The organism is Natronorubrum amylolyticum (assembly GCF_052040145.1).
Classification (GTDB): domain Archaea; phylum Halobacteriota; class Halobacteria; order Halobacteriales; family Natrialbaceae; genus Natronorubrum.
Genome location: NZ_JBPPFW010000001.1, coordinates 988,302 through 1,010,277 on the forward strand (window position 1 = coordinate 988,302; position 21,976 = coordinate 1,010,277).

Annotated in this window: 27 protein-coding genes; 11 read left to right on the top strand and 16 right to left on the bottom strand. The window is 59.2% G+C overall.

From position 1 onward, the window contains the following. Nucleotides 1-105 precede the first annotated feature (105 nt). Nucleotides 106-837 carry a hypothetical protein gene (locus ACSFDB_RS05030; protein WP_440769918.1) on the bottom strand — a complete coding sequence of 244 codons (732 nt, stop codon included), beginning with the start codon at nt 835-837 and terminating at the stop codon, nt 106-108. 309 nt (nt 838-1,146) lie between these two features. Here ACSFDB_RS05030 and ACSFDB_RS05035 point away from each other — a divergent pair, with 309 nt between their 5' ends. Beyond that, a complete protein-coding gene (locus ACSFDB_RS05035; RefSeq protein WP_440769919.1) occupies nt 1,147-1,437 on the top strand; it encodes a DUF7692 domain-containing protein in 291 nt (96 codons plus the stop codon). A gap of 30 nt (nt 1,438-1,467) precedes the next feature. On the opposite strand, the gene ACSFDB_RS05040 is transcribed toward ACSFDB_RS05035, so the two are convergent. The 11 genes from ACSFDB_RS05040 to ACSFDB_RS05090 form a co-directional block, all read right to left on the bottom strand. Further along, on the bottom strand, nt 1,468-1,848 hold the full coding sequence (locus tag ACSFDB_RS05040) for a hypothetical protein (RefSeq protein WP_440769920.1): 381 nt from the start codon (nt 1,846-1,848) through the stop codon (nt 1,468-1,470). 110 nt (nt 1,849-1,958) lie between these two features. Then, entirely contained in the window at nt 1,959-2,342 is a 384-nt protein-coding gene (locus ACSFDB_RS05045; RefSeq protein WP_440769921.1) for a PD-(D/E)XK family putative nuclease, read from the bottom strand. Continuing rightward, nucleotides 2,329-2,658 carry a hypothetical protein gene (locus ACSFDB_RS05050; RefSeq protein WP_440769922.1) on the bottom strand — a complete coding sequence of 110 codons (330 nt, stop codon included), beginning with the start codon at nt 2,656-2,658 and terminating at the stop codon, nt 2,329-2,331. The genes ACSFDB_RS05045 and ACSFDB_RS05050 overlap by 14 nt, the downstream gene beginning before the upstream one ends. After that, complete coding sequence (locus ACSFDB_RS05055) at nt 2,655-2,927, bottom strand: hypothetical protein (protein WP_440769923.1); 273 nt, start codon at nt 2,925-2,927, stop codon at nt 2,655-2,657. The genes ACSFDB_RS05050 and ACSFDB_RS05055 overlap by 4 nt, the downstream gene beginning before the upstream one ends. A gap of 238 nt (nt 2,928-3,165) precedes the next feature. Beyond that, the gene (locus ACSFDB_RS05060) at nt 3,166-4,341 is read right to left on the bottom strand and encodes a hypothetical protein (protein WP_440769924.1); all 1,176 of its coding nucleotides are present in this window, start codon (nt 4,339-4,341) and stop codon (nt 3,166-3,168) included. Further along, entirely contained in the window at nt 4,338-4,619 is a 282-nt protein-coding gene (locus tag ACSFDB_RS05065) for a hypothetical protein (RefSeq protein WP_440769925.1), read from the bottom strand. Before ACSFDB_RS05065 ends, ACSFDB_RS05060 begins: the two co-directional genes overlap by 4 nt. Then, complete coding sequence (locus ACSFDB_RS05070) at nt 4,616-5,431, bottom strand: hypothetical protein (RefSeq protein ID WP_440769926.1); 816 nt, start codon at nt 5,429-5,431, stop codon at nt 4,616-4,618. The genes ACSFDB_RS05065 and ACSFDB_RS05070 overlap by 4 nt, the downstream gene beginning before the upstream one ends. Further along, nucleotides 5,428-6,126: a DUF8063 family protein gene (locus ACSFDB_RS05075; RefSeq protein ID WP_440769927.1), complete on the bottom strand. Its 699-nt coding sequence runs from the start codon at nt 6,124-6,126 to the stop codon at nt 5,428-5,430. The genes ACSFDB_RS05070 and ACSFDB_RS05075 overlap by 4 nt, the downstream gene beginning before the upstream one ends. A gap of 3 nt (nt 6,127-6,129) precedes the next feature. Continuing rightward, nucleotides 6,130-9,036, bottom strand: a complete 2,907-nt coding sequence (locus tag ACSFDB_RS05080) for a WD40 repeat domain-containing protein (RefSeq protein WP_440769928.1) — start codon at nt 9,034-9,036, stop codon at nt 6,130-6,132. After that, the gene (locus ACSFDB_RS05085) at nt 9,037-9,162 is read right to left on the bottom strand and encodes a hypothetical protein (protein ID WP_440769929.1); all 126 of its coding nucleotides are present in this window, start codon (nt 9,160-9,162) and stop codon (nt 9,037-9,039) included. A gap of 16 nt (nt 9,163-9,178) precedes the next feature. Further along, nucleotides 9,179-9,610, bottom strand: a complete 432-nt coding sequence (locus ACSFDB_RS05090) for a DUF8023 family protein (RefSeq protein ID WP_006087947.1) — start codon at nt 9,608-9,610, stop codon at nt 9,179-9,181. A 111-nt stretch (nt 9,611-9,721) separates the two neighbouring features. On the opposite strand from ACSFDB_RS05090, the gene ACSFDB_RS05095 reads away from it, so the two are divergent. Then, nucleotides 9,722-9,916, top strand: coding sequence for a DUF8053 family protein (locus tag ACSFDB_RS05095; RefSeq protein WP_440769930.1), 195 nt, complete (start codon nt 9,722-9,724; stop codon nt 9,914-9,916). A 13-nt stretch (nt 9,917-9,929) separates the two neighbouring features. Here ACSFDB_RS05095 and ACSFDB_RS05100 read toward each other — a convergent pair whose 3' ends face one another. Together ACSFDB_RS05100 and ACSFDB_RS05105 are read right to left on the bottom strand one after the other, a co-directional pair. After that, nucleotides 9,930-10,478 (bottom strand): type IV pilin domain-containing protein, encoded by a 549-nt coding sequence (locus ACSFDB_RS05100; RefSeq protein WP_440769931.1) that lies wholly within the window; start codon nt 10,476-10,478, stop codon nt 9,930-9,932. Between the two features lie 5 nt (nt 10,479-10,483). After that, complete coding sequence (locus ACSFDB_RS05105; protein WP_440769932.1) at nt 10,484-10,939, bottom strand: type IV pilin domain-containing protein; 456 nt, start codon at nt 10,937-10,939, stop codon at nt 10,484-10,486. Nucleotides 10,940-11,268: 329 nt separating this feature from the next. Here ACSFDB_RS05105 and ACSFDB_RS05110 point away from each other — a divergent pair, with 329 nt between their 5' ends. Next, complete coding sequence (locus ACSFDB_RS05110; RefSeq protein WP_440769933.1) at nt 11,269-12,099, top strand: hypothetical protein; 831 nt, start codon at nt 11,269-11,271, stop codon at nt 12,097-12,099. Nucleotides 12,100-12,114: 15 nt separating this feature from the next. Here the strand turns inward: ACSFDB_RS05110 and ACSFDB_RS05115 are convergent, their stop codons facing one another. Next, complete coding sequence (locus ACSFDB_RS05115) at nt 12,115-12,378, bottom strand: winged helix-turn-helix domain-containing protein (RefSeq protein WP_502260883.1); 264 nt, start codon at nt 12,376-12,378, stop codon at nt 12,115-12,117. Nucleotides 12,379-12,981: 603 nt separating this feature from the next. Between ACSFDB_RS05115 and ACSFDB_RS05120 the strand changes: the two genes are divergently transcribed. The 4 genes from ACSFDB_RS05120 to ACSFDB_RS05135 all read left to right on the top strand — a co-directional run bounded on the left by ACSFDB_RS05120 (nt 12,982) and on the right by ACSFDB_RS05135 (nt 16,144). Continuing rightward, nucleotides 12,982-13,293, top strand: coding sequence for a hypothetical protein (locus ACSFDB_RS05120; RefSeq protein ID WP_440769935.1), 312 nt, complete (start codon nt 12,982-12,984; stop codon nt 13,291-13,293). After that, nucleotides 13,290-13,487, top strand: a complete 198-nt coding sequence (locus ACSFDB_RS05125) for a hypothetical protein (protein ID WP_440769936.1) — start codon at nt 13,290-13,292, stop codon at nt 13,485-13,487. The genes ACSFDB_RS05120 and ACSFDB_RS05125 overlap by 4 nt, the downstream gene beginning before the upstream one ends. Then, entirely contained in the window at nt 13,480-14,547 is a 1,068-nt protein-coding gene (locus tag ACSFDB_RS05130; RefSeq protein WP_440770176.1) for a tyrosine-type recombinase/integrase, read from the top strand. Before ACSFDB_RS05125 ends, ACSFDB_RS05130 begins: the two co-directional genes overlap by 8 nt. A 1,117-nt stretch (nt 14,548-15,664) precedes the next feature. Next, a complete protein-coding gene (locus tag ACSFDB_RS05135; protein WP_440769937.1) occupies nt 15,665-16,144 on the top strand; it encodes an Lrp/AsnC family transcriptional regulator in 480 nt (159 codons plus the stop codon). 608 nt (nt 16,145-16,752) lie between these two features. Here the strand turns inward: ACSFDB_RS05135 and ACSFDB_RS05140 are convergent. Then, nucleotides 16,753-17,160, bottom strand: coding sequence for a PPOX class F420-dependent oxidoreductase (locus ACSFDB_RS05140; protein ID WP_440769938.1), 408 nt, complete (start codon nt 17,158-17,160; stop codon nt 16,753-16,755). 425 nt (nt 17,161-17,585) lie between these two features. Here ACSFDB_RS05140 and ACSFDB_RS05145 point away from each other — a divergent pair, with 425 nt between their 5' ends. The 4 genes from ACSFDB_RS05145 to ACSFDB_RS05160 all read left to right on the top strand — a co-directional run bounded on the left by ACSFDB_RS05145 (nt 17,586) and on the right by ACSFDB_RS05160 (nt 21,682). Continuing rightward, nucleotides 17,586-17,804, top strand: coding sequence for a hypothetical protein (locus ACSFDB_RS05145; RefSeq protein ID WP_440770177.1), 219 nt, complete (start codon nt 17,586-17,588; stop codon nt 17,802-17,804). A gap of 221 nt (nt 17,805-18,025) precedes the next feature. Continuing rightward, entirely contained in the window at nt 18,026-19,276 is a 1,251-nt protein-coding gene (locus ACSFDB_RS05150) for a polysaccharide deacetylase family protein (RefSeq protein WP_440769939.1), read from the top strand. 160 nt (nt 19,277-19,436) lie between these two features. Beyond that, entirely contained in the window at nt 19,437-20,165 is a 729-nt protein-coding gene (locus tag ACSFDB_RS05155) for a profilin-fold protein (protein WP_440769940.1), read from the top strand. A 158-nt stretch (nt 20,166-20,323) separates the two neighbouring features. Further along, nucleotides 20,324-21,682: a DUF4397 domain-containing protein gene (locus tag ACSFDB_RS05160; RefSeq protein WP_440769941.1), complete on the top strand. Its 1,359-nt coding sequence runs from the start codon at nt 20,324-20,326 to the stop codon at nt 21,680-21,682. Nucleotides 21,683-21,976 lie beyond the last annotated feature (294 nt).

Sequence of the window (21,976 nt, forward strand, 5' to 3'; positions counted from 1 at the left end):
AATCCACGCTGCTTGCATGCCTTTAAAGGGCAGGGTACGTGGATTGTCGGATGTGCCTACGGGGTATATCCTTCAAGTCGGAGCCAGACCTACTAATTGACTTCATTACTTAGATTTCCCTCTCATATAAAATTCTTTGAATAACATTTCCACATAGAGGTAGGGGGATGCTTTCAAAAACTGCGTAATTAAAAACACAATCGTTAGCAAAATTGTAGCAGAGATTATAAACATCCACATTTCCGTATCAGGATATTGGATTCCTATATAATAGGTATAAAGTGGAAGTGAGAGAATTGTCGCCACCTTCAGGTTGGTATTGAAAACATATAGATTAAAATAATTTCTAGTACGTGAGCTTAAATCATCTCCGAGATATAAGAGAAGGCTATCATAGAAATCTCGGGGCAATGCAGAGTCTGGATTCAACTCAAATTTTTCTTCCATTTCGTTTTGTAAATCAAAATTGAAACGTTCTCCAAGGAGATCTTCATCATTAGATTCTTTAATGGATCCAACTATATCCGGAAACCGTTCGTCAATTTTCTTTAAATATTGGTACCAGGTTGGTAGATGAGATTCGTCACCTGTAGCTGTATAAATAGAATGAGTAAAAGGCAAAGGAACCCGAAATAAACCCGATCTTAGTTGCTCAATCAATTCTCCAAAAATAAGAGCCATTAGAGATACTAAAAGAAGATTAGTATTAGACGGATTGATTTCTATCGGAGAAGTCAAAAATAAGGCCAATAATACCGGTGACATCAGCACTAACCCTGGAACAACTCGCGTCAAAAAGGCCTCAAAAGAGAAGCCTACAGGAGTTTGTGTTGGCATACTATATGTTTACCTCTTTTAACATATACGGTGTGTGATTCATCACCCTTAAAATGCTGGTAGATGTTGGAGGAAGTCGAATTGGTGGATATCAATTGACCCCCACCGTGCCCTGCGGTCAGACGTCGCGAAGAACGGTTTCCCCAATATGAACACGAACCGAGCACCGGCCGTGTTCATATTCGGCCCATAGCCCACGAGATCGTGTCGGCCGTCGCGCCGATCACGACGGGTGTCACCCCCTGTTTATAAATCGAGGCCGTTTGAGTGAACCGAAAAAACTAGGATAGGCGGGTTGTGTTCACGGCCATGTCTCACAATGAGACGCCCGGATCGGTTCGAATCCGGACAGACGACGGTAACGAATGGCGATTCGACGCTATCCAGAAAGCTTCCCGGTTCTACGACTGCAACCGGAGCAACGCGGTTGCGTTCGCCTGCGAAGACGTCGACCAACTCGTCGCCGCAGCTGCGCGCGTCCTCGAGCGCGACGATCTCACTCGCGAACAGCGCCGGGAGATCGCCGAGACGCTGAGTACTCGAGCCGTCGACTTTGAGGTTCAGACGGAGGTTTCAGTGACGACGAAAGGAAAGATGTGAGTCGGCGAATCTGACGATCAGGTACTGTGGTCACATTTCTCCAAGAAGCTTCTTACACCGAACGGAAGTCAGTCCCATTGGAACGCCTTCTTCAGAGAGGAAAACGTAATCACCGTTTGGATCCTCGAGTAAGGTCTCAATCAGTTCGGATTCCGCATCTGAGGAGACAAGAACGGCAGGCTGGTTTGGATGGGAACTCCGAAAATGGTCGTAGATCTCCTGTGTTGGTAGGCCTATTCCATCATCGATTGTAATTACGCAACAGGTCCCAGTGAAATCACGTTTGTCAATGTCCGAGGGCGAAACGATTTCTTCGACCGTAAGTTGTACTTCTGATTGGGTAATCTCTGCGAGTAACTGTTCACCCCTCGACTCTTCTGCGATGATCGTTACTTTGGAACCCTCTGACATACATAAATTATTTGTCACCGGGCGTTGTCAATAGATTGCTTTCATAAATAGAGGGTTCATATTGACGCCCATTTGAGAGTCGTCCAAAATCCATTGTAGCAGATTAGAAATCAGAATACGTCGGCGATAGCTATTTTCGCCTGCTCGGTTCCACGATGATTGCCACCTCCGTGCCAGCGGAGTAGCGGCAGATCGCTCGAGCGAACCATCTTGTCTTTCAGAATCGTACAGCCAGAACGGCCGTGTGGCCGGTAGACGACGAAACAGTACCAGCCGTCCGCTCGCCGGAGCGTTTCGTGATACTCCCGGTAGACCTTGAAATTCCCCGGCTGGCCGTTACTGTGTTCGATCATCGTCGATTTGATCTCGACAGGCGTTCCGTTCTGAAACCGAGCGTCGTGCCAGCTGGCTCGCTCGAGCGTGAACCGTCGTTTCTTCGCCATCCGTTTCTCGCAGGCCGTCCCGAAGTGATTCGCTCGTTTACTCCGGTTCATGTCTCTCCTCGATAGGGTGGGCCTCCGTCCCGATCGGGAACGAAGACGGCAGCCATTCTTGTACCTGTTCGATCGTTTCGGGAATGTCGGTTCCCGCGTAGTACAGCAGTTGGGACGACCACATGAGGGAAATTACGTACCACGTCCACAGCGGAAAGCCGAAAACACCGGCCAGCGCCAGCGGGATTGCGAAGACGTTCAGTTTGATCGCGAGCAGGATCGCAGGTAGCTCCCACAGCCCGCCCGCGACGGTCGCGAGCAGCACGCCGATCACGACGTCTGCCGAGTGACGCGACAGTCGACGACGGAGCTTCATGGGTCGTCCCTCCGTTCGTCACGCCAGCGCCGGTCGGCTCGAGCCGTCGACCACGTGAAGAATGCGGCGAATAGCAGACTCATCACTCCGAGTCCGTACCCGCCGGTCGAGATCGCCAGCGCCGCGACCGCGATCGCGCCGCCGATCATGGCGAGAGTCTGTCTCGAGAACACGCCGCGTTCGTAATCTCGCCGTAGTTCGTGGGCTGCCGTCACGACAGCGAACCGAACGACCGAGGCGAGCCCGGCGAAGTTGTCGAAGACACTCACGGTGATCGAACCCCATCACGCGCGACGCGATTTTTTCGAAATCGACATTCAAAAAATGTCGCATTTCTTATGGTATGCACGCGCTCCACGCGTGGTAATATATATTCCTCCGCTGGTTGCGAGACGCTTCGCCCATCGCTCGCTCCGCTCCCTCCCCGGAGGGAGCGCGGTGGGCTTTGGGCTGCACCTATTCTAAAGGGGGCTCGGTTGCGCTTGACAGCTTGACACCCCGACGCCGTCATGCGATCACCTGCTCGACGGTGTTAACCCAGTCTCGCTTTTCGCCGCCTTCATCGATGTCCTTCCACCAATTCGAGACGGTAGCGTGGCTGTAGGGGACGAAATCAGCGGTTTCGCGGGCCGACATTCCCTCTTCTCGGCAGGCTTCCATCGTCCAGGCGGCGACCTGTTTCACCTCGTCTTCAGCGATCGCCGGGCCGTCGTCGTCGCCCGCGGGAGCGTTCCACGACCAATTCGCTTCGTCGTTCGTATGCGGCTCCCAGTCCGCCGGTGGGATTCCCGTGAACGGCCGCGGGTCGACGTCCTGTAGCTTCCCGCCGCTGATTCGCTCCGCTTTGATCGCCTTCCCCTTGTCGTTCCGGTCTGGCTTTTTGAGAATCGTCCCGACACGCCACAACAGCGGATGGATCGAACTCTCGTCGTGGCCGATGTAGATCAGCGCGCCGTTGTACTTGCGGATCTTGAACACCAGCGGTCCCATCAGCTTGCGGACTTTCTGGCCGTCTTCGCCGGTTCCCGAGGCGTTTGTCGAGAACTCGTCGCCGATGAACAGCTTCGGCTGCTGTGCGTTCTCGACCGGATCGCCGTCTTTCTCCACCCACTCCTCCAGGAGCGGATAGTGCGGAATCCAGCCGTCCTCGACATGGCCCGAGTCCGTCACCCAGTCGTCGTTACGCGGAAGCGTGCGGATATTCGAGGCGACTTTGAGGTTCCCGTCGACCCATCGATCACGCAGCTGCGCAATCAGGCAGGCGAGGTTCGTTTTCCCAGCTCCCATTTCGCCCAGGATCACGATCACTGGCGCGGGTCCGGCGACGATCTCCTGTAGCCGAGTGATCGCCTTGATACCCGACAGACTCGCCTCCTGCGACGGGTCGCCGATGTAGTGTTTCAGCGTCAGCGTATCGCCGTTGTCGAGCGCGTCACGCGCCGTGTGGCTGCCTTCGCCCTGTACGATTCGTCGATTCTTTCCGACGTCCATGTACGTCGCTGCGGCCTTCCCCTGCCAGCGGTCCGGGTCGTGATGCAACGCGCGCACGGTCATCTGACGGTCGATCTGCTCGTCACGGACGAATCCCGTGTGCTCGAGGACCTTGTCGGGTTCTTTCGCGAGGTTGCCGCGCTGGTACTCGGTGAAGCCGCCGACGGTGTAGTTGTCTTGCTCGTCGCTCATTCTGCTCCTCGCTCGAGTTCTCGAATGACTTGCTGTGCGTCGACATCTGCGTCATCGATCATGTGCTCTATCTCCTCCCGCTGCCGCTGCCGGATCGCACCGACAAGAAGCCGGTTCCGCCGCGCCTCGAGTTCGTTCATCGTCTCTCGGCATTCTTTCGCGAGAAGCCGCTTTTCCGGCCGCTTGGCGTAGTATTCGAGGTCTCGCGTCTTCTCTCGATACCGATCGAGTTCGCTGTTCGTCAGTTCGTACAGTTCCGACTGTCCGTAGAATTTCATTGATCCGTTCCTCCATCGGTTGCAGCGGCTTGTTCTGCGGCCTGTGCGCGCGTCTGCGGTGGTCCGCCGACCGTATCGATTCCGTGCTCGTCGCTGTAGTCCTCGACGTACTCAGTCACGTCCTTAATCTGGTCCTTGTCGGCGTCCTCGGCGTCGCTCTTCGCCGATTCAAACCGATCCTTGACGGACGTTCGCGGGTTCATCAGACCGCGCTCATCGGCTTCTGCTTCCTCGTTGATCACGTCGCCCTGAATCTGGAGCCCCATCTTCGAGATTCGTCCTCGAGTCCGGTTGAACTCGAGCCACGCCTCGATAAGATCGCCGTGGATGTCCTCGAGCATGGCCTTGGTCGTGACGAGTTTCGAGTCGGCCATCTGGCTGAAGTAGCAGCCGCGGACGACGAGATCGCCGGTGTCCTCGTGGTAGGTGAACTCGCGGACTTCGAACGACTCGTCGTCGTTGCAGCGGTACGGCGACGGTCCCTCAACGGTCTTCTCGGCCCAGACTTCCGGCGAGACGTAGTACTTCTTTCTCACGTCGGTCACGCCGTTGATGTGGTAGACGTCCTCCATTCGGCGCTGCCGGAGCTTCCGCGCACCCGTCACGAACAGCGCGAGTAGCGGCGGCCCCAGGAGCAACGACGCGGCGAACATCCCTCGAGCGACCGGTGGCATACCGGGGATCGACGGCCGGAACCAGATCAGCAGGGCACCGAGCGAGACCGCGGCTCCCGCCACGATCAGCTGGCCCTCTGCGAGCAGGTAGGTCAGTCGATCGCCCCAGCTGTTGAACGTCGCGCTGGTGTCGCTCACGCTTCGATCACCCCGCTTTCCTCCTGGCGGAGTACGATGACCGTGCCGAGTCCGGCCAATCCGACCGACATGAACACGCCGAAGAACAGCCCGCTCTCACCGCCGAACGTTTCGAACGGGTTGTCATCTGCGTCGCTCGGTTCCTCCATCTCAGTCGAAAGTCGAGCGGTCGACCCATCAACCGTGACGCCGACCGTCGACGCGCCGCGGAACTCGCGGACGTCCATCGAGATCGTCGTCTCGCCACCGCTCAGGTTGTACTCCCGACTGTACGGCTCAACGATGCCGTCCTGACCGATTCCGTCCATCGCGTCCTCGACGTCGACCGTTCGCTCCTGGTCGGCGACGAACGTGATCCGCGCCTCGCCATCCTCGAGCTCGTACTCAGTGATCCACGTGCCACCGTCGCCGAACGCAACTTCGTACTCGTCCGGCTCGGCACTCTCGAGTTCGGGGGCGTCCTCGAGCCACGTTTCGACGCGCTCGTGTTCGGAGTCGTTCAGCGCCTCGAGTTGCTCGTCGGTCGCCCAGTTCTGGACGGTCTCGACCTGCGATTCACTCGCGTTCTCGGCGTCGGTTCGGTCAAGAATCGAGTGCGTGTCGTCGCCCGGTTCGTCGGCTGCGGCCAGCCCAACGCCCATGCCCATCGCTGCGAGCACGGCTGCCAGCGTCACAAAAACGTAAACTCGTTTCATGGCTCAGTTGTTCAGGATCGGAATGGCGTCGGTTACGATGCTGACGACGGTGAGGATGACCATCACGATCACGGCGAGTCCGACCCAGACCGCGCCGTCTCCGAAGTCATCGAGCGGGTTGTCGATCCCAACGCTGACGTTCGTCTCGTCGTCTTCCTCCTCGAGCGAGTCCTGGTAGTCCTCGAGTTCGTTCAGGAACGCGGCGAAGTCTTCGGAGTCGAAGGTGTCGTACTCCGGGCTCTCGTAATCCGTTTCGTTCCTGTGGATGTTCTCGAGTTCGTCCTCGGCTCCGTAGTGCTCGAGGATGTTCATCACGTCCCGCGTGTACTGGATGTCGCTCTCGTCGTCGTAGCCGTCGACCTCCTCGAGGATCGTGTCGATGTCCTCGCCAGTCGCCTCCTCCAGGTCGTCGATCGTCTCGTCGTCGACGTGGGTGATCGTCGCGCCGTCGGCGTCGTACATCTCGTGGACCTCGAGCACGCCGTTCCAGAGGTCCACCTGCCCATCGTCGAAGATCATCGCTCGAGAGGCCATGCCGTCGACTTGTTCGCCGGGGTCGAAGATCGGCACGTCCTGCACGGCGTTTATGGGGGCATCGAAGGTCCATTCGATGGTTCCGTCTTCGGGGTCGAACGCAGCCATCAAGTCGTCATCAGACGCGAGATACATCGTCCGTCCGCCGGGTGCAGTGCTTAGGCCAGTGACGCGGGGGAAATCGTCATCGGACCATAGTTCCTCGCCACTTTCCGTGTCAACGCCGACGATCTCTCCGCCCCACTCTCCGAACGCTACAACGTCGTTGCTTGCCGTGAGGGCGTCAGGGCTGAAAGAGAAGTCGCCGAACGACCACTGTTCGTCGCCCGTTTCCGGGTCTAACGCCATGAGTGTCCCGTCATCAGCGGCGAAGGCGGTTTGTCCGTCGGGGGTGAACCCGACGACCTCAGCATAGCCGCCGTTGTCGACTGTCCATTCCGTGCTTCCGTCCGTGGTGTCGATCGCCACTATGTCGTCGAAGTTGCCGACGGTGAGCAGCAGGTCGTCTGTCGGAGACGCCGCTAAGTCGTTCGGGCTTCCCGAAACCGGGCTTTCAGTCCAGTTAGAGCTCCCGGAGTCAGCATCAATCGCATGGATGTCGTCGGCGCTGTCGACAGCGTACAGCGTGTCGCCATCGTGGGAGATGGCAAGCGATCCGACCCGATCAGAGTGGTCGTCGTAAGTCCAGTTGACAGAGCCATCAGAGGCGTCCAGCGATACGGTGGTGTCTTCGTCGCCTCCGATGAAGATTGAGTCCCCGTCACGGGAGATGGCAGCAGCACGGCCAGTGTCGTCGTACACCTCTTTTTCCCACAGGAGCGAGCCGTCGTTTTGGTTGACTGCGTAGAGGTTACCGCCTTGGTCGAATCCGTACAGAGGCGGGCCAATGACGTATTTCTCGCCGCTTTGGAATCCTTCCTCTGGCAGAGCGTCTCCGAAGACGACGCCCTCGTACTGCTCATCGTCGACGAACCCGTCCGGGTAGACGTGACGGTCGTCGAGATCGGGGTCGACGTCGACGGCCGTATCCGTCGCGCCGGACCACGTTACCTCCATTCCCGAGACCATGGAGAAGTCCGGTTGCTCCATCCCGAACTGCTGCATCATCGCAACCTGAAACCGTTCGTTTGTCGGGTCGTCCGTGCCGCTCAGGAAGTGAACCATCCCCTCCGGCGAGCGGACCTGCTCGGGCGTGATGTTCCCGGCATCGAGTTCGGCATAGATGTCCTCGACGAACGACTGTGAGTAGTTGGCCGTCACCGTGTCGCTGTCGTCCCAGATCCGTTGCAGGATCTTGCAGAACTCCCGGCCGTCGAAGACGCCCATCGGCGCGGAATCGACGTCCTCCTCTGATTCCTCATCCTCGTGGAATCCGGCGCTGGTGAACCGGTAGTCCCATTCCAGTTCGGTCCCGTCGTCGGTCTCGACCGTGACGACCTCCTCTTCATCGTCCCACGTGTCGACGATCTCGCCGGAGATCATGGGGAACGATCCGATCGGGTCGTCGCTGTCGACCTCGCCCTCCTCGCCGATCTCGAAGATCTCGACGACCGGCGTCTCGAGAGCGGCCGATTCGTACTCGTCGCCGAGCACGTCCTCGAGTTCGTCCTCGCTGACGTCCTCGATCGAGGTACCGTCGTGCAGCTCATACGCTGCCTCGGTCCGATCGTTGGTGAGCTGCAGCTGGTACGACTCGTCGTCGTTCTCGGGATCGGACGCGAGTGCGGTAAAGTAGGCGTCGAAGCCCTCCATCTCCCCGCCGTCCTCGACGAGTTCCTCCGCAGCACCGGCGACGTAGCTGTACTGGAGCGCGCTCTTGTTCGTCGTGTGGACGTGGTTGAACTCCGGCGTTTCGTAGTGCTGCCGGATGCGCTGGAGGGAGATGTCGTATCCCGTCAACGCGTTCTCGCCGTCCTCCCACGAGAGCGCGATACCGTGACGCGCCTCGAGGTTCGCGACCGGGCGAGCGTCGTTTAGCCGGTTGTTGAAATTGACCTCGTGAGCCGCGAGCGACTCGACCTCCGAGCGACAGATGTTATGGAGAATCACCGGGTCGCTCGACGGCGACTCGTTGATCGAACTGCGCAGCGCCTGGTAGGACGCGACCGCGACGAATCCACCGACGCCCATCGAGGCGACGGCGTATTCAGCACCGCTTGCGCTCGCAGCTCCACTAATTGCCGACTTCACGCCCGCCACAATCCCGTATGGTGTTGGATTGTCGACCGTCGCCGCTGTGCTCGAGGCCATCCCGCCCGCCGCGATCGCCGCGGCCGACGCGCCCGTCCCCTGGAGGAACGTTCGCCGGTCGAGCGAGCAGCCGGGGAAGATGTCGTGGGCCGTGGGCGTGGGCTGTGGGCTGTCGTCGGCCGACATTCAGACCACCCCCGAAGCCATCACCGCGGTCAGGCCGATCGAGACGGCCGACGCCGTGACGATGTAGCCCGTCATCACCGAACTGTACCACTCCGCCGACTCGCCGCTGAAAACGTTGGAACTCATGTCTGGAACCTCAGGGTTACTTGTAGGCGATCACGTAGAACGCCGCGCCGTTCAGGAACACCGTGAACCAGCCGACGTACCACATGCTCTCGAGGGTGACCGTCATCGCCGGGACGAGCGCCCCGAGGATGTTCAGTATCACCGCCAGGAGCACGACGACGGTCTCGACGTCGGTCCAGTCCTCCGGCGTGCTTTCGTTCGTCAGCCACCCGATCAGCAGGATTCCGATCGAGAGGATGAACGCGTACGTGATCTCCGTCCCGTGGGCCGCGTACAGCGCGTCCGTGAGCGAGACGTTCAGTGGTTCGTTGAACTCGAGCGTGCCGACCGCGCCGATCGAGAACGACGCGAGCACGAACAAGGGTGCGAGAATGCTGTCTGTCAGATCGATACCGTCTTCCTGACGAATCGAGTCAGGAACGTACTTCTGCGGTAGGCTGAGTGCCATACGCAAGCCCGCTTTCCCCGTTCTGACAAAATCGTTAGGAATACCACCGGAATCCCTTGGTTATCCCGAGGTTCACCAAGTTTTATGAGAAGTGGGGTTGCGCGCCGAGGTATGGCGCTAAATAAAATTCGTCAGTTGGACAGGGATTCGGTCGGGATCACGCTTCCGAAAGACGACATGCGCGTTGAGGGTTTGATCGACAAAAACGGCGAACTCAAGGGTGATCACCACGTTCACATCCGTCACATCGGAGAAGGAGAATGGGCGATTGAATTGATAACAGAAATCGATATGTATCAGAAGTAGAACCTGTTATCTATTAATCTTCACTATAGTCCCAGTCGACAGAGCCGATTACGCTTTCTGAGGATCCATCGATCGCGATGATGTTGACTTCACCAGTTTTCCCAAGAATATTATCTTCATCCTCATCACCCCAATCAGACTCACCAGGATTATGTTCTAGAGTGTGGGTTGCTCCTGTGCTGACGTCATTGAAGTCCAATCTGACTTCATTAGCATCATTATCAGGGTCATGATCTTCAATGACGAGATCGCCGTCTTCAGTACCATGATCATCAGAATCTGTGTATGTGTCAACTACATCACCGCGGATGACGAATCGTTCCGCGTCACCAGTTTCAGTCAGCGTAAATGTGGTGGTGTTGTCATTTTGGCTTACATCTGTGCTGACAACTGCGTTTACCGACCCTTGACCCATATCATCTCCAATGTCCAGTACGAACGCTGCGATTACGGCCGCGAGGATCACAGTTATTGCAACCATGAGAATAACCCCAATCACTGGGGACACTGCTCGCTCATCCTCCGAACCTACCAGCTTATTCCGAATTATCTTTCCATCCATGTTAATTAATCAAAGTCCCATTCAACACTACCAACTACGCTTTCTGAGTTCCCGTCAATTGCAATAATGTTGAGTTCTCCTGAATTTTCGATGTCATTATCACTTACTGACAATGTGTCTGTTGCGCCGACAGTTCCATCGTCAAAATCAAGTGGAGCTTCAGTATCAGTACCGTCAAGATGAGCACTACCGTCCTCACTACCACGGACAGCGAATTCTTCTGCACTACCTGCATCTTCGAGAGTAAAAGTGACTGAGTTGTCGTTTTGACTGACATCAGTGTTGACGGCTGCGTTCACAGAGCCTTCACCCATGTCATCACCGATATCCAGCACGAATGCCGCGATCACAGCTGCGAGAATAACAGTTATCGCAACCATGAGGATTACACCGATAACCGGACTCACTGCCCGTTCGTCTTCGCTTCCGATCAGCTTCTGTCTGTATTTGGTCAAATCCATTGTTGTCACGCACCGCGAGAACGGTCGGAAAGCTTATTCTCGGCGGTGTGATACCACCGTGTGACGCTCAGGGGGATTGGGTTTGCACAACCATCCCGTGCGTCATCCTTCCTGCCGTTCGGTTTTGGTGCTGATAGCAACCAGCCCACTGTTCCCATATATACCTAGAGGATAGTGAATCTCTCAGCGGCTGACAACGGTTTCATCAATGATAATCAGCGCCTGATAGAATCGCTCCAACGTGGCCTTGAAACCGCTGAGATACGCGATATCGGTCGTCTCAGATATGGGTAATAATGCTTTTGTCTGGGTAGCAACACCACGGCAGTATGACCGAATCGGCACTCGTCTCCGAGCGCGACCTCGCGCGCACCTACGACGGCGGGGCATACAGCGACCCGTGGGCGGCCGTTCTAGACTACCAGGCCGTCATGCGATATGCGAGCCACCACCCGAACAAGGGCTCCGGCGCGATCTCGAGCGCACTGGAGATGCCTCGAGGCCGCATTCGCGGCTGGGTCGACGGAAACGGAAAGCCAGACGCCGTTCGCGGGATCGAAGCCGCCCGCGAGTACGGGTGGCTCGATGCAACCTACGGCGATCGGGAGTTCATGGCGCTGAACACGCTCGTCGCGAACGTCTTTTCGGGCGGATCGATCGCGACGGAGAATTTCGTTCCGTCGTTCGCGCTGAACCACGCCGACCACCGCTCGCACGTGATCGACGCGCTCGAGAGCGCCGGTATCGAGTTCGACTTCTTCCACGAGGAGGACGACTCAAGGGCGACCGAGGTACGACCGACGAAAGACGCGCCCGTTCTCGGTCGGACGCTGGCCGTGCTCGGTGCGCCGGTCGGTCCGAAAGCCGAACTCGAGGACTTCTCGCTCCCCTGGTATCTCGACGACGCGCCGTTCGAAACCCGCGAGATATTCGTGCTCGCGTATCTCGCGAATCGAGCGATTCACCAGCGGACGAAAGACACGGTCCAGATTCAGGAACAGCGCTCGAAAGCGTACCGCGACGAGCTGGCCGCACTGATCGAAGACGTCGCGGGCGAATCGGTGACCTCCGGCGATCGAATGGTGACGATCTCGGCCGACGCTGCGCGGTCGCTTCGATTACAGCCACGGTATCGAAAACGGGTCGAGCCGCAGGACTGAATCAGTTTTCCGAAACTACTCCTCGTTCTCTAATTCTTCGGCATCAAGTTCGCCCTCGAGGTAGGCGAGCCCACGGTCCGAGATCACATACAGCCCTTCGTCGACGCGATCGACGAGTTCGGCGTCTCGAAGTTCGCCGAGGCGGGCGCTGATGTAGTGACGCGAATAGTCCGTGTTGGCCGCGAGAACGCGAGGTGAGAGCGTGAGACTGCTATCCGCGAGGGTCTCGAGAATGCGATCGTCGGCTTGTGTCATCCACGACACCCTCGGTCGTCGCATACAGGTACGTGCCATAGCGGCATTTTAGCAATACTGGTTGGATTGTCTGAGAGTAACATTTGATATTCTGTAGAATAACGTACGGTAAGTTAAATATAAGTAAGTGGGATGTTTCGGTCTGCCCAACGGAGGCCAGACGGACCCGCCGCTACTCGGTCGGGTCCTCGTCAGAAACGCGGACCCGGTGTAGTAGCACCGGCCCGCCTGGCTTCCGTAATCAGGGTACGGAAGCATGTATTCGCACACCACTACGGGGCAAAAAGTCCCCGATCGACCGCAGCGCGCGGGCTGTCGCCCACGGCCCACGCTCACGTTGAATCGTTTCGGAAATAGCCGATACTCGCGGAATCGTTCTCGAGAGCACGTTAGTCACCGAAACTGTACTTATCGGAATAACGGAATCCGGGTTCCGACTACTAAGAGGGCGGGGTACAGTCGTCACAAACAGCCGACGGACAGCGACCGCACGCGCCCCCAGTTCCACTTGATGGCGCGTGCGGTTCGTCCGCGGTCCCATAACAGTGAGACCATGAGCGAAATAGCACGCATCCACGGTAAGAGTACCGGATACTGTAACTACACCAGCCTGCTCAAGGTGGGCCGATGACGAGTGACGAGTTCCAGGCCCTCGAGCGACAGGCCAACGCGATGGAACAGCAGGCCGCCGCCCTCGAGGCGATCGCGACGGAGCTACGCTACCAGAACGCGACGCTCGTCGAGACGATCGACTCGATTGATCAGTTGGCCGCGCACGTCGACGACCACCACGTTTCGGAAACCGAGCCGCGGAGCCGCTCGGGCGCTGCGCTCCAGACGGCGATCGCGGACCGACTGTACGAACGCGACGACCGCGAGGGCGAGCTGATGAATGGGCTGGATCTCGCGAAGAACTGGGCGGGCGGTGATGACCGATGAGCCTGTACGGCCTCTGCTACGACTGCGGCGCACAGGCGACGCTTCGGTACAAGCCCGACGTCGCGCTCGACGATCAGCCGCGACAGTCGGTCTGTAACGGCTGTCGGATGCGTCGCGAAGAGCGGATGGTCGAGCAGTTCCGCTCGGAACGATCAGTCCCGCCGGTTCCCGGTCGCCGTGATGACTGTGAGTAGGGAACGCCGCCGCCCCGATCCGGGCGAGTTCACGCCTCGAGAGGCGGTCCGTCGCTACCTCCGCCGTCGCGAAGCCGATTCGACCGAGGGGAGCCTGCACGGGTGGGAGTACCGACTGAAGCTGTGGGTCGAGTGGTGCGAGTCCGTCGGTATCGAGACCGTCGGCGAGCTGCGTCCGTTCGATATGGACGAGTACTACGAGATTCGAGCCTCCGACGTCGCCCCGGCTACCCTCGAGGGCGAGATGTGGACGCTGACGAAACTCGCCGAGTTCCTCGAGGACCTCGGTGCCGCCGAGGATGGGCTGGCCGACGCGGTCCGGATTCCGGATCTCGACCCGGAAGACCGGTCGAACGATACGAAGCTGCACACCAACGACGCGCTCGCGCTGCTCGAGTTCTATCGAAACAGCGAGACCAACTACGGAACGCGCGCACACGCATTCCTCGAACTCGCTTGGTTCACCGGCGCGAGACAGGGCGGGCTCCGCGCGCTCGACCTCCGCGATACCGAGCTGGGCGAGAATCCGTACGTCGACTTCCGACACCGACCCGACACGGGAACGCCGCTGAAGAACAAGCTCGGTGGCGAACGACCGGTTGCGCTGAAGCGAGAGACGGCCGACGTCCTTCGCGAGTACCTGCGGAACTACCGGTACGACGTCCACGACGACCACGGTAGACAGCCCTTACTCGCGAGCGCGCAGGGCCGTCCGGGGAAAAACACGCTCCGCGTCTGGAGCTACCTCGCCACGTTACCATGCCATTACGGGCCGTGTCCCCACGGGAAAGAGCGCGAGACGTGCGAGTTCACCGAGTACGCACACGCGAGCAAGTGTCCCTCGAGCCGGTCTCCCCACCAGATTCGAACCGGGACAGTCACGTGGCTACTGAACCGCGGATGGCCCCCGGAGGACGTTGCGGAGCGGGTCAACGCGACGGTGAAGACGATCGAACAGCACTACGACAAAGCCGATCCCGAGCAACGACGACAGCGGCTCCGTGATCGCATGGAGAAACGCCGTCGATCGCTCGTCGATCAACTCGATTTCGAACGATGACACAGACACGCCCAGTTACGACGATTCCGAACAGCGAGCCAACCGAGAGTACGCCGTACGCGGGTAGTTCCCCGCTGCGCCGGCCCATTTTCACCCCATTTTAAACCGACGAGCGTAGCGAGGAGTCCGGAGTGGGATGAAATGCAACCGTGCAGATTCGAACCACGGTCGCAGCAAAGCTGCTCCCTGATTCGAATCTGCGCCGACCATCTCTCCCGCATCCCAAACCTCGAGCGACAGCCAACGGGCTACAGTGTGGAGAGTGTGACCCGCATCGACGACTGACCCGCGGGTCCGCTGCTGAGTCGATGTCGAAATTCCTGATTCGGAGACGGCCGTCACCAACGGGAGACGGCCAATGTCTACGTTCGTCCCGGCGAGCAGGCGACGACGTCGAGCGTCGAACGACCACAGCACAGCCAATTCAGCAGGTGACCGATACCGACGTTCACCGTGCCTCGAGGAGGGACGGTCGAACCGACAGCAGTGTCAGTAGCGGTACTGAGGTCAGGAGTGCCAGGGTAGAAAACCCTGACACGGAGCAGATAATCAAACTGCTCTGTGGAATTCGGACTCAGTTGGTGATTCTGGTGGTTGTGGTAGCTTCGAGTGCCTCTGAGTCCAGTTCACGCCACTCTGTAAACAGTAATAAATCTGCTAGGGGTTGGCAACAATCTCCGGAAGTTGTGTGCGAGAGCAGTGGGTTTCGATGTGCTAACTAGTCGACCGATTGAGCAAGACTGTCGAGGCGGCTACGTGGGTTATCGAGACCGCCCTCGACGCCGGTCCGCGCGACCTCGAGTAACACTGACCAGTCAGCCTCCGGAACTACTGTAACTGCCGACAGTCAGTCAGCAGCCGAGTCGAACAATACGTTGTCAGAGGCACGCACCGGCCCGGCTACCGATTCGGATCCGTCGGACCTCGCCGTCCACGGATTCGAGGCTGACGGCGGGCGGTCACGAACACGAACCGACTGCGAGCGCGCTATTCTCGATACGCTCGCGGACGGCTGCACTGAGCGCCGCCCAAACCCGCCAATTGCCATCTACAACCGGGTTGACACCTCTCGCGGCTACCAGAAGAGTCTTTGCGGACTCATGGAATTATCTCGAGTATGGCTGCCGACGGACTCGACGAGATCGACTATGGAATCCTTCATCTTCTTCAACAGAACGCCCGAGCCACGACGCCGGTCGATATGGCCGATCAGCTGCCAGTAACTGATACGACGATTCGAAATCGGATCGAGCGGTTGGAAGAGAAGGGGGTAATCGAGGGCTATGTACCGATCATCGACTACGAAGCGGCGGGCTTTCCGATGCGGCTCCAGTTTTCCTGTACCGCAGCGACGAACAAGCGCGAGGAGATCGCTACACGAGTACTCGAACTCCCCAACGTCGTCAAGGTGGACGAGATGTTGAGCGCGCGGGAGAACATTCGCGCGCTCGCCGTCGCGAGTACCACCGAGGAGGTCAACGATATCGCCGCTCGACTAGATGAACTGCCGTTAACGATCGAACGAGAGAGTTTGCTCCGGAAGGAGCGCATTCGACCGTTCAACCACTTCGGTGAGCACGTCGTCTCAAAGGAGTGATGGTCGTGAAATAAGATACAGGCATCTTTCTTCGAAAATTCAAGCATTTATAAGTTGTCGGTTTGGTTCCAAATAGGTTTGGGGGAAGCGTTTTTGTATCGGCGAATAAGTTGCGGACGATGACTGTCGTAGCGGAGCGAAGTGTCGACATCGATTCCGAAAACTCGGCTCGAACCCGTGCCTCGCCGAACCGACGAACCGACGCCCGCAAATATCCTCGTTGGCCGTCGAATACCGAATCGGTAGCATGCAGCTGTCAATACAACGCGCGGCAATCACCGCGCCAAGTGACGCCTTCGCCGGAATCACGGTTGAGTGACCGATCGACGATCACCGACCGATGAGTGAGGAACTGTATCGGTGCATCTGTCATACGTGCGAAACGGAGCGACTGATCGAAGGTCTCGAGAACGCACAGGAAGTGTTCAACGAACACGCCAGTATGGCTCACGAAGTTGAACTGCTAAATCGCAAGTCGCGCTGTCGCTATTCGAACCGGCCAATCGAAACCGAATGCGAGAACGACCAGTCGACGACTGACGGATAGTGTTGCCGCCCTCAAACAGTACAGAACCACTCGGCAGCGGGTTGGTCACGGCGAACGCGTACTAACTGGTGTCCCGTGCGTCGACGACTTCGTCGACGCGGATCCGCAAGATGACGCGCTCCGTTTCGATTTCCATCGGGTACTCGTCTTCGTCCATATATCGCCGCGTGAGTTCGTCGATGTGAGCTCGCGCACCCTCGGTCGTCATCTCGTCGACCTCGCCGCGTATCGACAGTCGCCGATAGGGGTTGTCGGGATCGATCATACTGACGCCGACGGACGGATCCGCCTCGAGATTGCGCACTTTTTGCCGACCGCGTTCGCTGTTGATCAGGAGCCGCTCGTCGTCGCCGTCGTAATCGATCCAGACCGGTGTGACGTGTGGGTCCTGCTCGTCGCCCAGCGTCGCGATGTGGGCGTACGTTTGCTTCTCGAACAGGTCCTGAAACGAGTCGGGAATGGGTACCATAGGTGCAATTCAGCCGTCGGTGGCTTTTCTCTGGTGCCTACACTGGGAGGTGACTGCGGACTCGAGGAATACGGATCGACGGCCAAACCGCCCATCGGCGGTGGAACAGTGTGGGAGGCATCGACAGCGACCACGTAGCACCTTCGCTCGTAACCCCGACGCGGCGCGATCTGAAACGGAGTCCTCGAGACGGTGATCACCGACGGATGAGGCACTACGACGAACGTGGTGATGTCTTCGAGCCCGGACGCGAAATCGATCGATTCGGCAGGAGCGAACAGTCGCCCACCGACGGCATCTGCGCTGAAACTGCAGGGCGCGACCAACGGTCTCTGCCGGTCGACCACGCGAATGTCGGCTATCGGCTTATCCCCGTCGAGAGAGTGGCTGTTTCTGTGACACGATCGAAACGGACACGGCGGCGGATGCTACAGCTGACGGGTGCCGCGGCGTCGGCAGCGTTGCTGGCCGGCTGCGGTGGACCTGGCGAAGAGGAAGAGGGAGACGAAACCGGCGCCGAAGAGGGTACTGGAAACGGGCAGGATCTGGAAGACGAAGAGGAAACGGACGAGGAAGACGAGGACGACCTCGCCGGTGAGAACGGGGAGGATGTCCCGGATCAGGACGACGAGGACGAAGCGTAACGACGGTCCACGGATTCAGCAAACACGGACAGTCAACATACCCTTGGTATCGTTCTGCGCCGATCACAGTACAGATTACAGAAACGGTGAATAGTCCCGATTTCCCACGAGAGGGCGAGCGAGGTTCTGGTTCTCGAACACCCTGTATTTCCCCCCTAAACGTCACGATAGCGGGGCTGTTCGGTGGATAACAATCCCCCGTCCGCACTAACCGTATCCGCATGAAACGCCGGACCTATCTCGCGACGGCAACGGGGGCGACTGCAGCGACCGTAGCAGGCTGCATCGGACTCGGTGGTTCCGACACCGACGAGGAGGCGGACGACGACGATGAGACCACCGACGACGGGCCGCTGGAACTCGAGGGGCCCGACGAGGACGGGACGCTCGACGATTTCGACGATCTCGACGCGTGGACGGTGGTCAGCGGCTCTATGACCGCCGAATCGGATCAGGCCGTCGCAGGAGAGCAGTCCGTGCTGCTCGAGGCCGACGCCGACGACCAGCAAGCCCGGATGGTCCGCGAACTTCCCGAACCCGTCAACTGCTCGACCGTGAATCTCGGCCTAGCCGTCGCGAGCGAGGAGACGATTACGCCGATAATCCAGCTGTTCGACGACGACGGTAACGTGATCGACTACCGCGCGACGATCCATCCCGGCGGCCTGCAGCGCTGTAACTTCGGCGTCGCGAGGATGGACAGCGGCGTCGAGCTAACCGAGATCACCGACATTCACATCGCGTTTCTCTCCGCTGAGGACTCCGAAGACAGACTGTTGCTCGACGATCTCTACGCGGTCCCCAGACCCGAGGACGGGCAGGTGATGCTCCAGTTCGACGGCGGCCACGAGTCGATCGAGTCGGAGGGGCTGCCGATTCTCGAGGCGTACGACTACCCCGCCACGGTGTTCGTTCCGACGGATCTGGTCCGCGAGGACGACGACGCGGAAGGCGACTATCTCACTGAGGACCAGGTCGAGGAACTCGACGACGCCGGCTGCATGATCGCGAGCTACGCGGCGAACGGACAGATACTCGACAACTACGACGAAGACGATCAGGCCGATCAGCTCGTCGATGCACAGGAGTGGCTCGAGGACGAGGGCTACGAGAACGGAGCCCGCTACTTCTCGTATCCGGCCGGGCAGTACGACGAAGACACCCTCGAACTCGTCGCGGACACTTACGACGTCGGGTTTGCCGGACACCATCCCGTGCAGGGCCACGTCGTCAACGCGGCTCGCTATCCCCGCCTCCTCAACCCGGACGTCGAAGACGTCGAGGAAGATCTCGAGCGAACGGCGAAACTTGGCGGGATCACCACGCTCTGTTACTACTCGCTCGAAGACGACGACACGGTCGAGCGACTCGAGGAGACGATGGGTCTCCTCGAGGACTACGTCGACGAGGATGAACTCGAGGTCATCATGCCGGACGACCTCGAGACCGAGTACGTGTTCGACGGCGAGTAGCCGGGGTTCATCGCCGACGGACTCCCGGTCCGCAAGCGCTCACATCGGCGAACGATCCATCGGGAACGGGTCCACAGACGAGGCACATCTGACCGTGGTTTTTCGGTCTCGAGAGTCGCGAGGCGCAACGGGTATTGACGTCCAGCACCAGCTTCGAGTAATGACCGAGGGACTCGATGCGGACGTCGACGGCATGGACGAGGTCGCCGAACGGCGCGACGAACTGGCTGCTCGCGTCCGGACGCACGCCGGCCAGATCGCGCGCGAACTCGCCGTCTTACAGGGTGGCGACTACGGCCAGGAGGAGTTCGACACGGACGGCGGTAGCTGGACGGTCAAGTACGAAGCCGGCGACGTCCAGTACCTGCGATTCGACCCCAAATCGGGGTCCGAGACGTACGTCGTCTCGAGCAAGCAGCCGCCCGAACCCGGCGCGCTCGAGACGGCGATGGCCGACTACGGGAACTTCGTCGCGGCCTACAACGAGTACGTTCGGTCGTTCGACGGCCTGCTCGCGGACGTGCCCGACGAGTTTCCCGAGGTCGAGTCGACGGCGGAGCTGGTCGCCGAGCGTGATCGAATCGTCCAGCAGATCCGCGAGGTTGGGACCGCGATGGCGGGCGAGCTGTACCGGTACAACGGCGAGTACGGCACCTACTCCACGACGGTGTCGGGAACGCGTTGGGAACTCAAGTGGGACGGCGACGCGGTCTCCTATCTGCGAGTCGGCGGCTCGGACGGGACGTACCTTCTCTCGCAGTACGGTCCACCGTCCGCACCCGAAGTCCGTCGGCTGGCAGACGACGTCGGTGCGTTCGTCGAGGCGTTCAACGAGCACGTCGACGATCTCGAGGCGGATCTGTCGCAGGTATCGCTCGGCGAAGACTGAAAAGCGTCTCGGTGTTCGGAGTCGCTACTTGCGCTGTAGGAGGACGTTTCGATCCGTTACGAGCGTTCTACACCGACCGCCGTGGAGTAAACGCGTCGACAATCAGGGTAACTGACTGACTGGTTTTTCCCCATTTCGCCCGCCGTTTGAGCTGTAGTATGACTCTATCACGACGTTCGACAATCAAGGCGATCGGTATAGTTGGCGGCGGTTCGGCACTGAGCGGAACTGCACTTGCGATCAACGAGCACGAAGACGACGAGCGAGACGCCGACGAGGTACCGGACGACGAAGAGGTGGGAGCGATTCGCGTCGGTCACTTCTCACCGGACGCCCCAAACGTCGACGTCTACGTCGACGACGAGCAGATCCTCACGGACCTCGCGTACGACGAACTCTCGCCGTATCTGGAGATCGCGCCGGGAACCTACAACCTGACGATCACGGCTGCCGGCGACGATGAACCAGTCTACGAGGAGACGCTCCCGGTCGACACGGATTACTACACGGCCGCGGCGATCGGCGAAATCGAAGGTGACGACACCGACGACGAGCTGGAAGGGCCGGAAACCGCCTCGTCGATCCAGGACGACGAGTTCGATGACAATGACGACGACGTCGGGCCGGACGACGACGAAGACGCCCTCGACGACGAGGCAGTTGCCGAGGAAGACGACGCGGCTGCCGAGGAAGACGACGCGGCTGCTGAGGAAGACGATGCAGTTGTCGAGGAAGACGACGAAGGCGGACCCGGGACGTTCGACGTCCTCCTGCTGCTCGACCGAGAAGAGGTCGAGCAGGAGGGCACGTCACAGCTTCGACTGGTCCACGCCTCCCCCGACGCGCCCGCGCTCGACATCACGGACGACCAGGGACTCCCGCTCTACGAGGACGTCGGCTTCGGTGAGCCGTCGGGCTACGTTTCGTTCGAGCCCGGAGAGCAGACGCTCGAGTTGTTCGAAGCCGGCGAGAACGAGTTCGACGCGGAGTTCGACGAAGACGACGAGGAAACCGAACAACCGGACACCGCAGCGTCCATCCAGGACGACGAGGACGATGGCCCCGACCTGGACGACGGGGACGACGAAGACGAGGACGATGACCTCGAACTGGACGACGAGGATGATCTCGACGAGGACGACGAAGACGAAGTCATCGATCAGGCCGACCCCCTCGTCTCCATCGACGTCGACCTCGAGGACGACACGGTGTACACGGCGTTTGCAATCGGCTACTTCGAGAGCGAGGACGACGATGACGACCGACCCTTCGAGCTGCGCGTCGCCGTCGACGGTCGCGAAGAAGAAGACACCGACCACGACGAGGCGCCCGACGAAGCGGAACCGGACGAAGAAGAAGTCGAAAACGGCGAGTACGACGATGACGACGAGTACGGCGACGATGACGACGACTACGACGACGGCGACGACGAGTACGGCGACGATGATGACGGGTACGACGACTACGACGATGACGACGAGCACGAGGAAGAAGAGCCGATGACGGCCGACGACTGATCACGGACGATCTCTCCGGGGAACCCCGGTTCGAGCGGTCATTTTTGGAGCGCGATTCGCCGTTTGAGGTCGGCCATTGCACGCACGAACAGCCACTGTTCAGACTCCTGTACCCGGTGACAGCGGATCGTTCGTCGCACCACTCCGCCGGGAGCACGCTCCTGGCGTAGTAGTTCGCTGTGCGGGCGCAAACAACGCGTTCGACAGACGGGCGGTTGGGAAGCGACACGGACCGTTATGGAGCCGTGACCGGAACGGCCGGCAGACTGGCTTCTTGCCGCCGGCCGCGGGCCG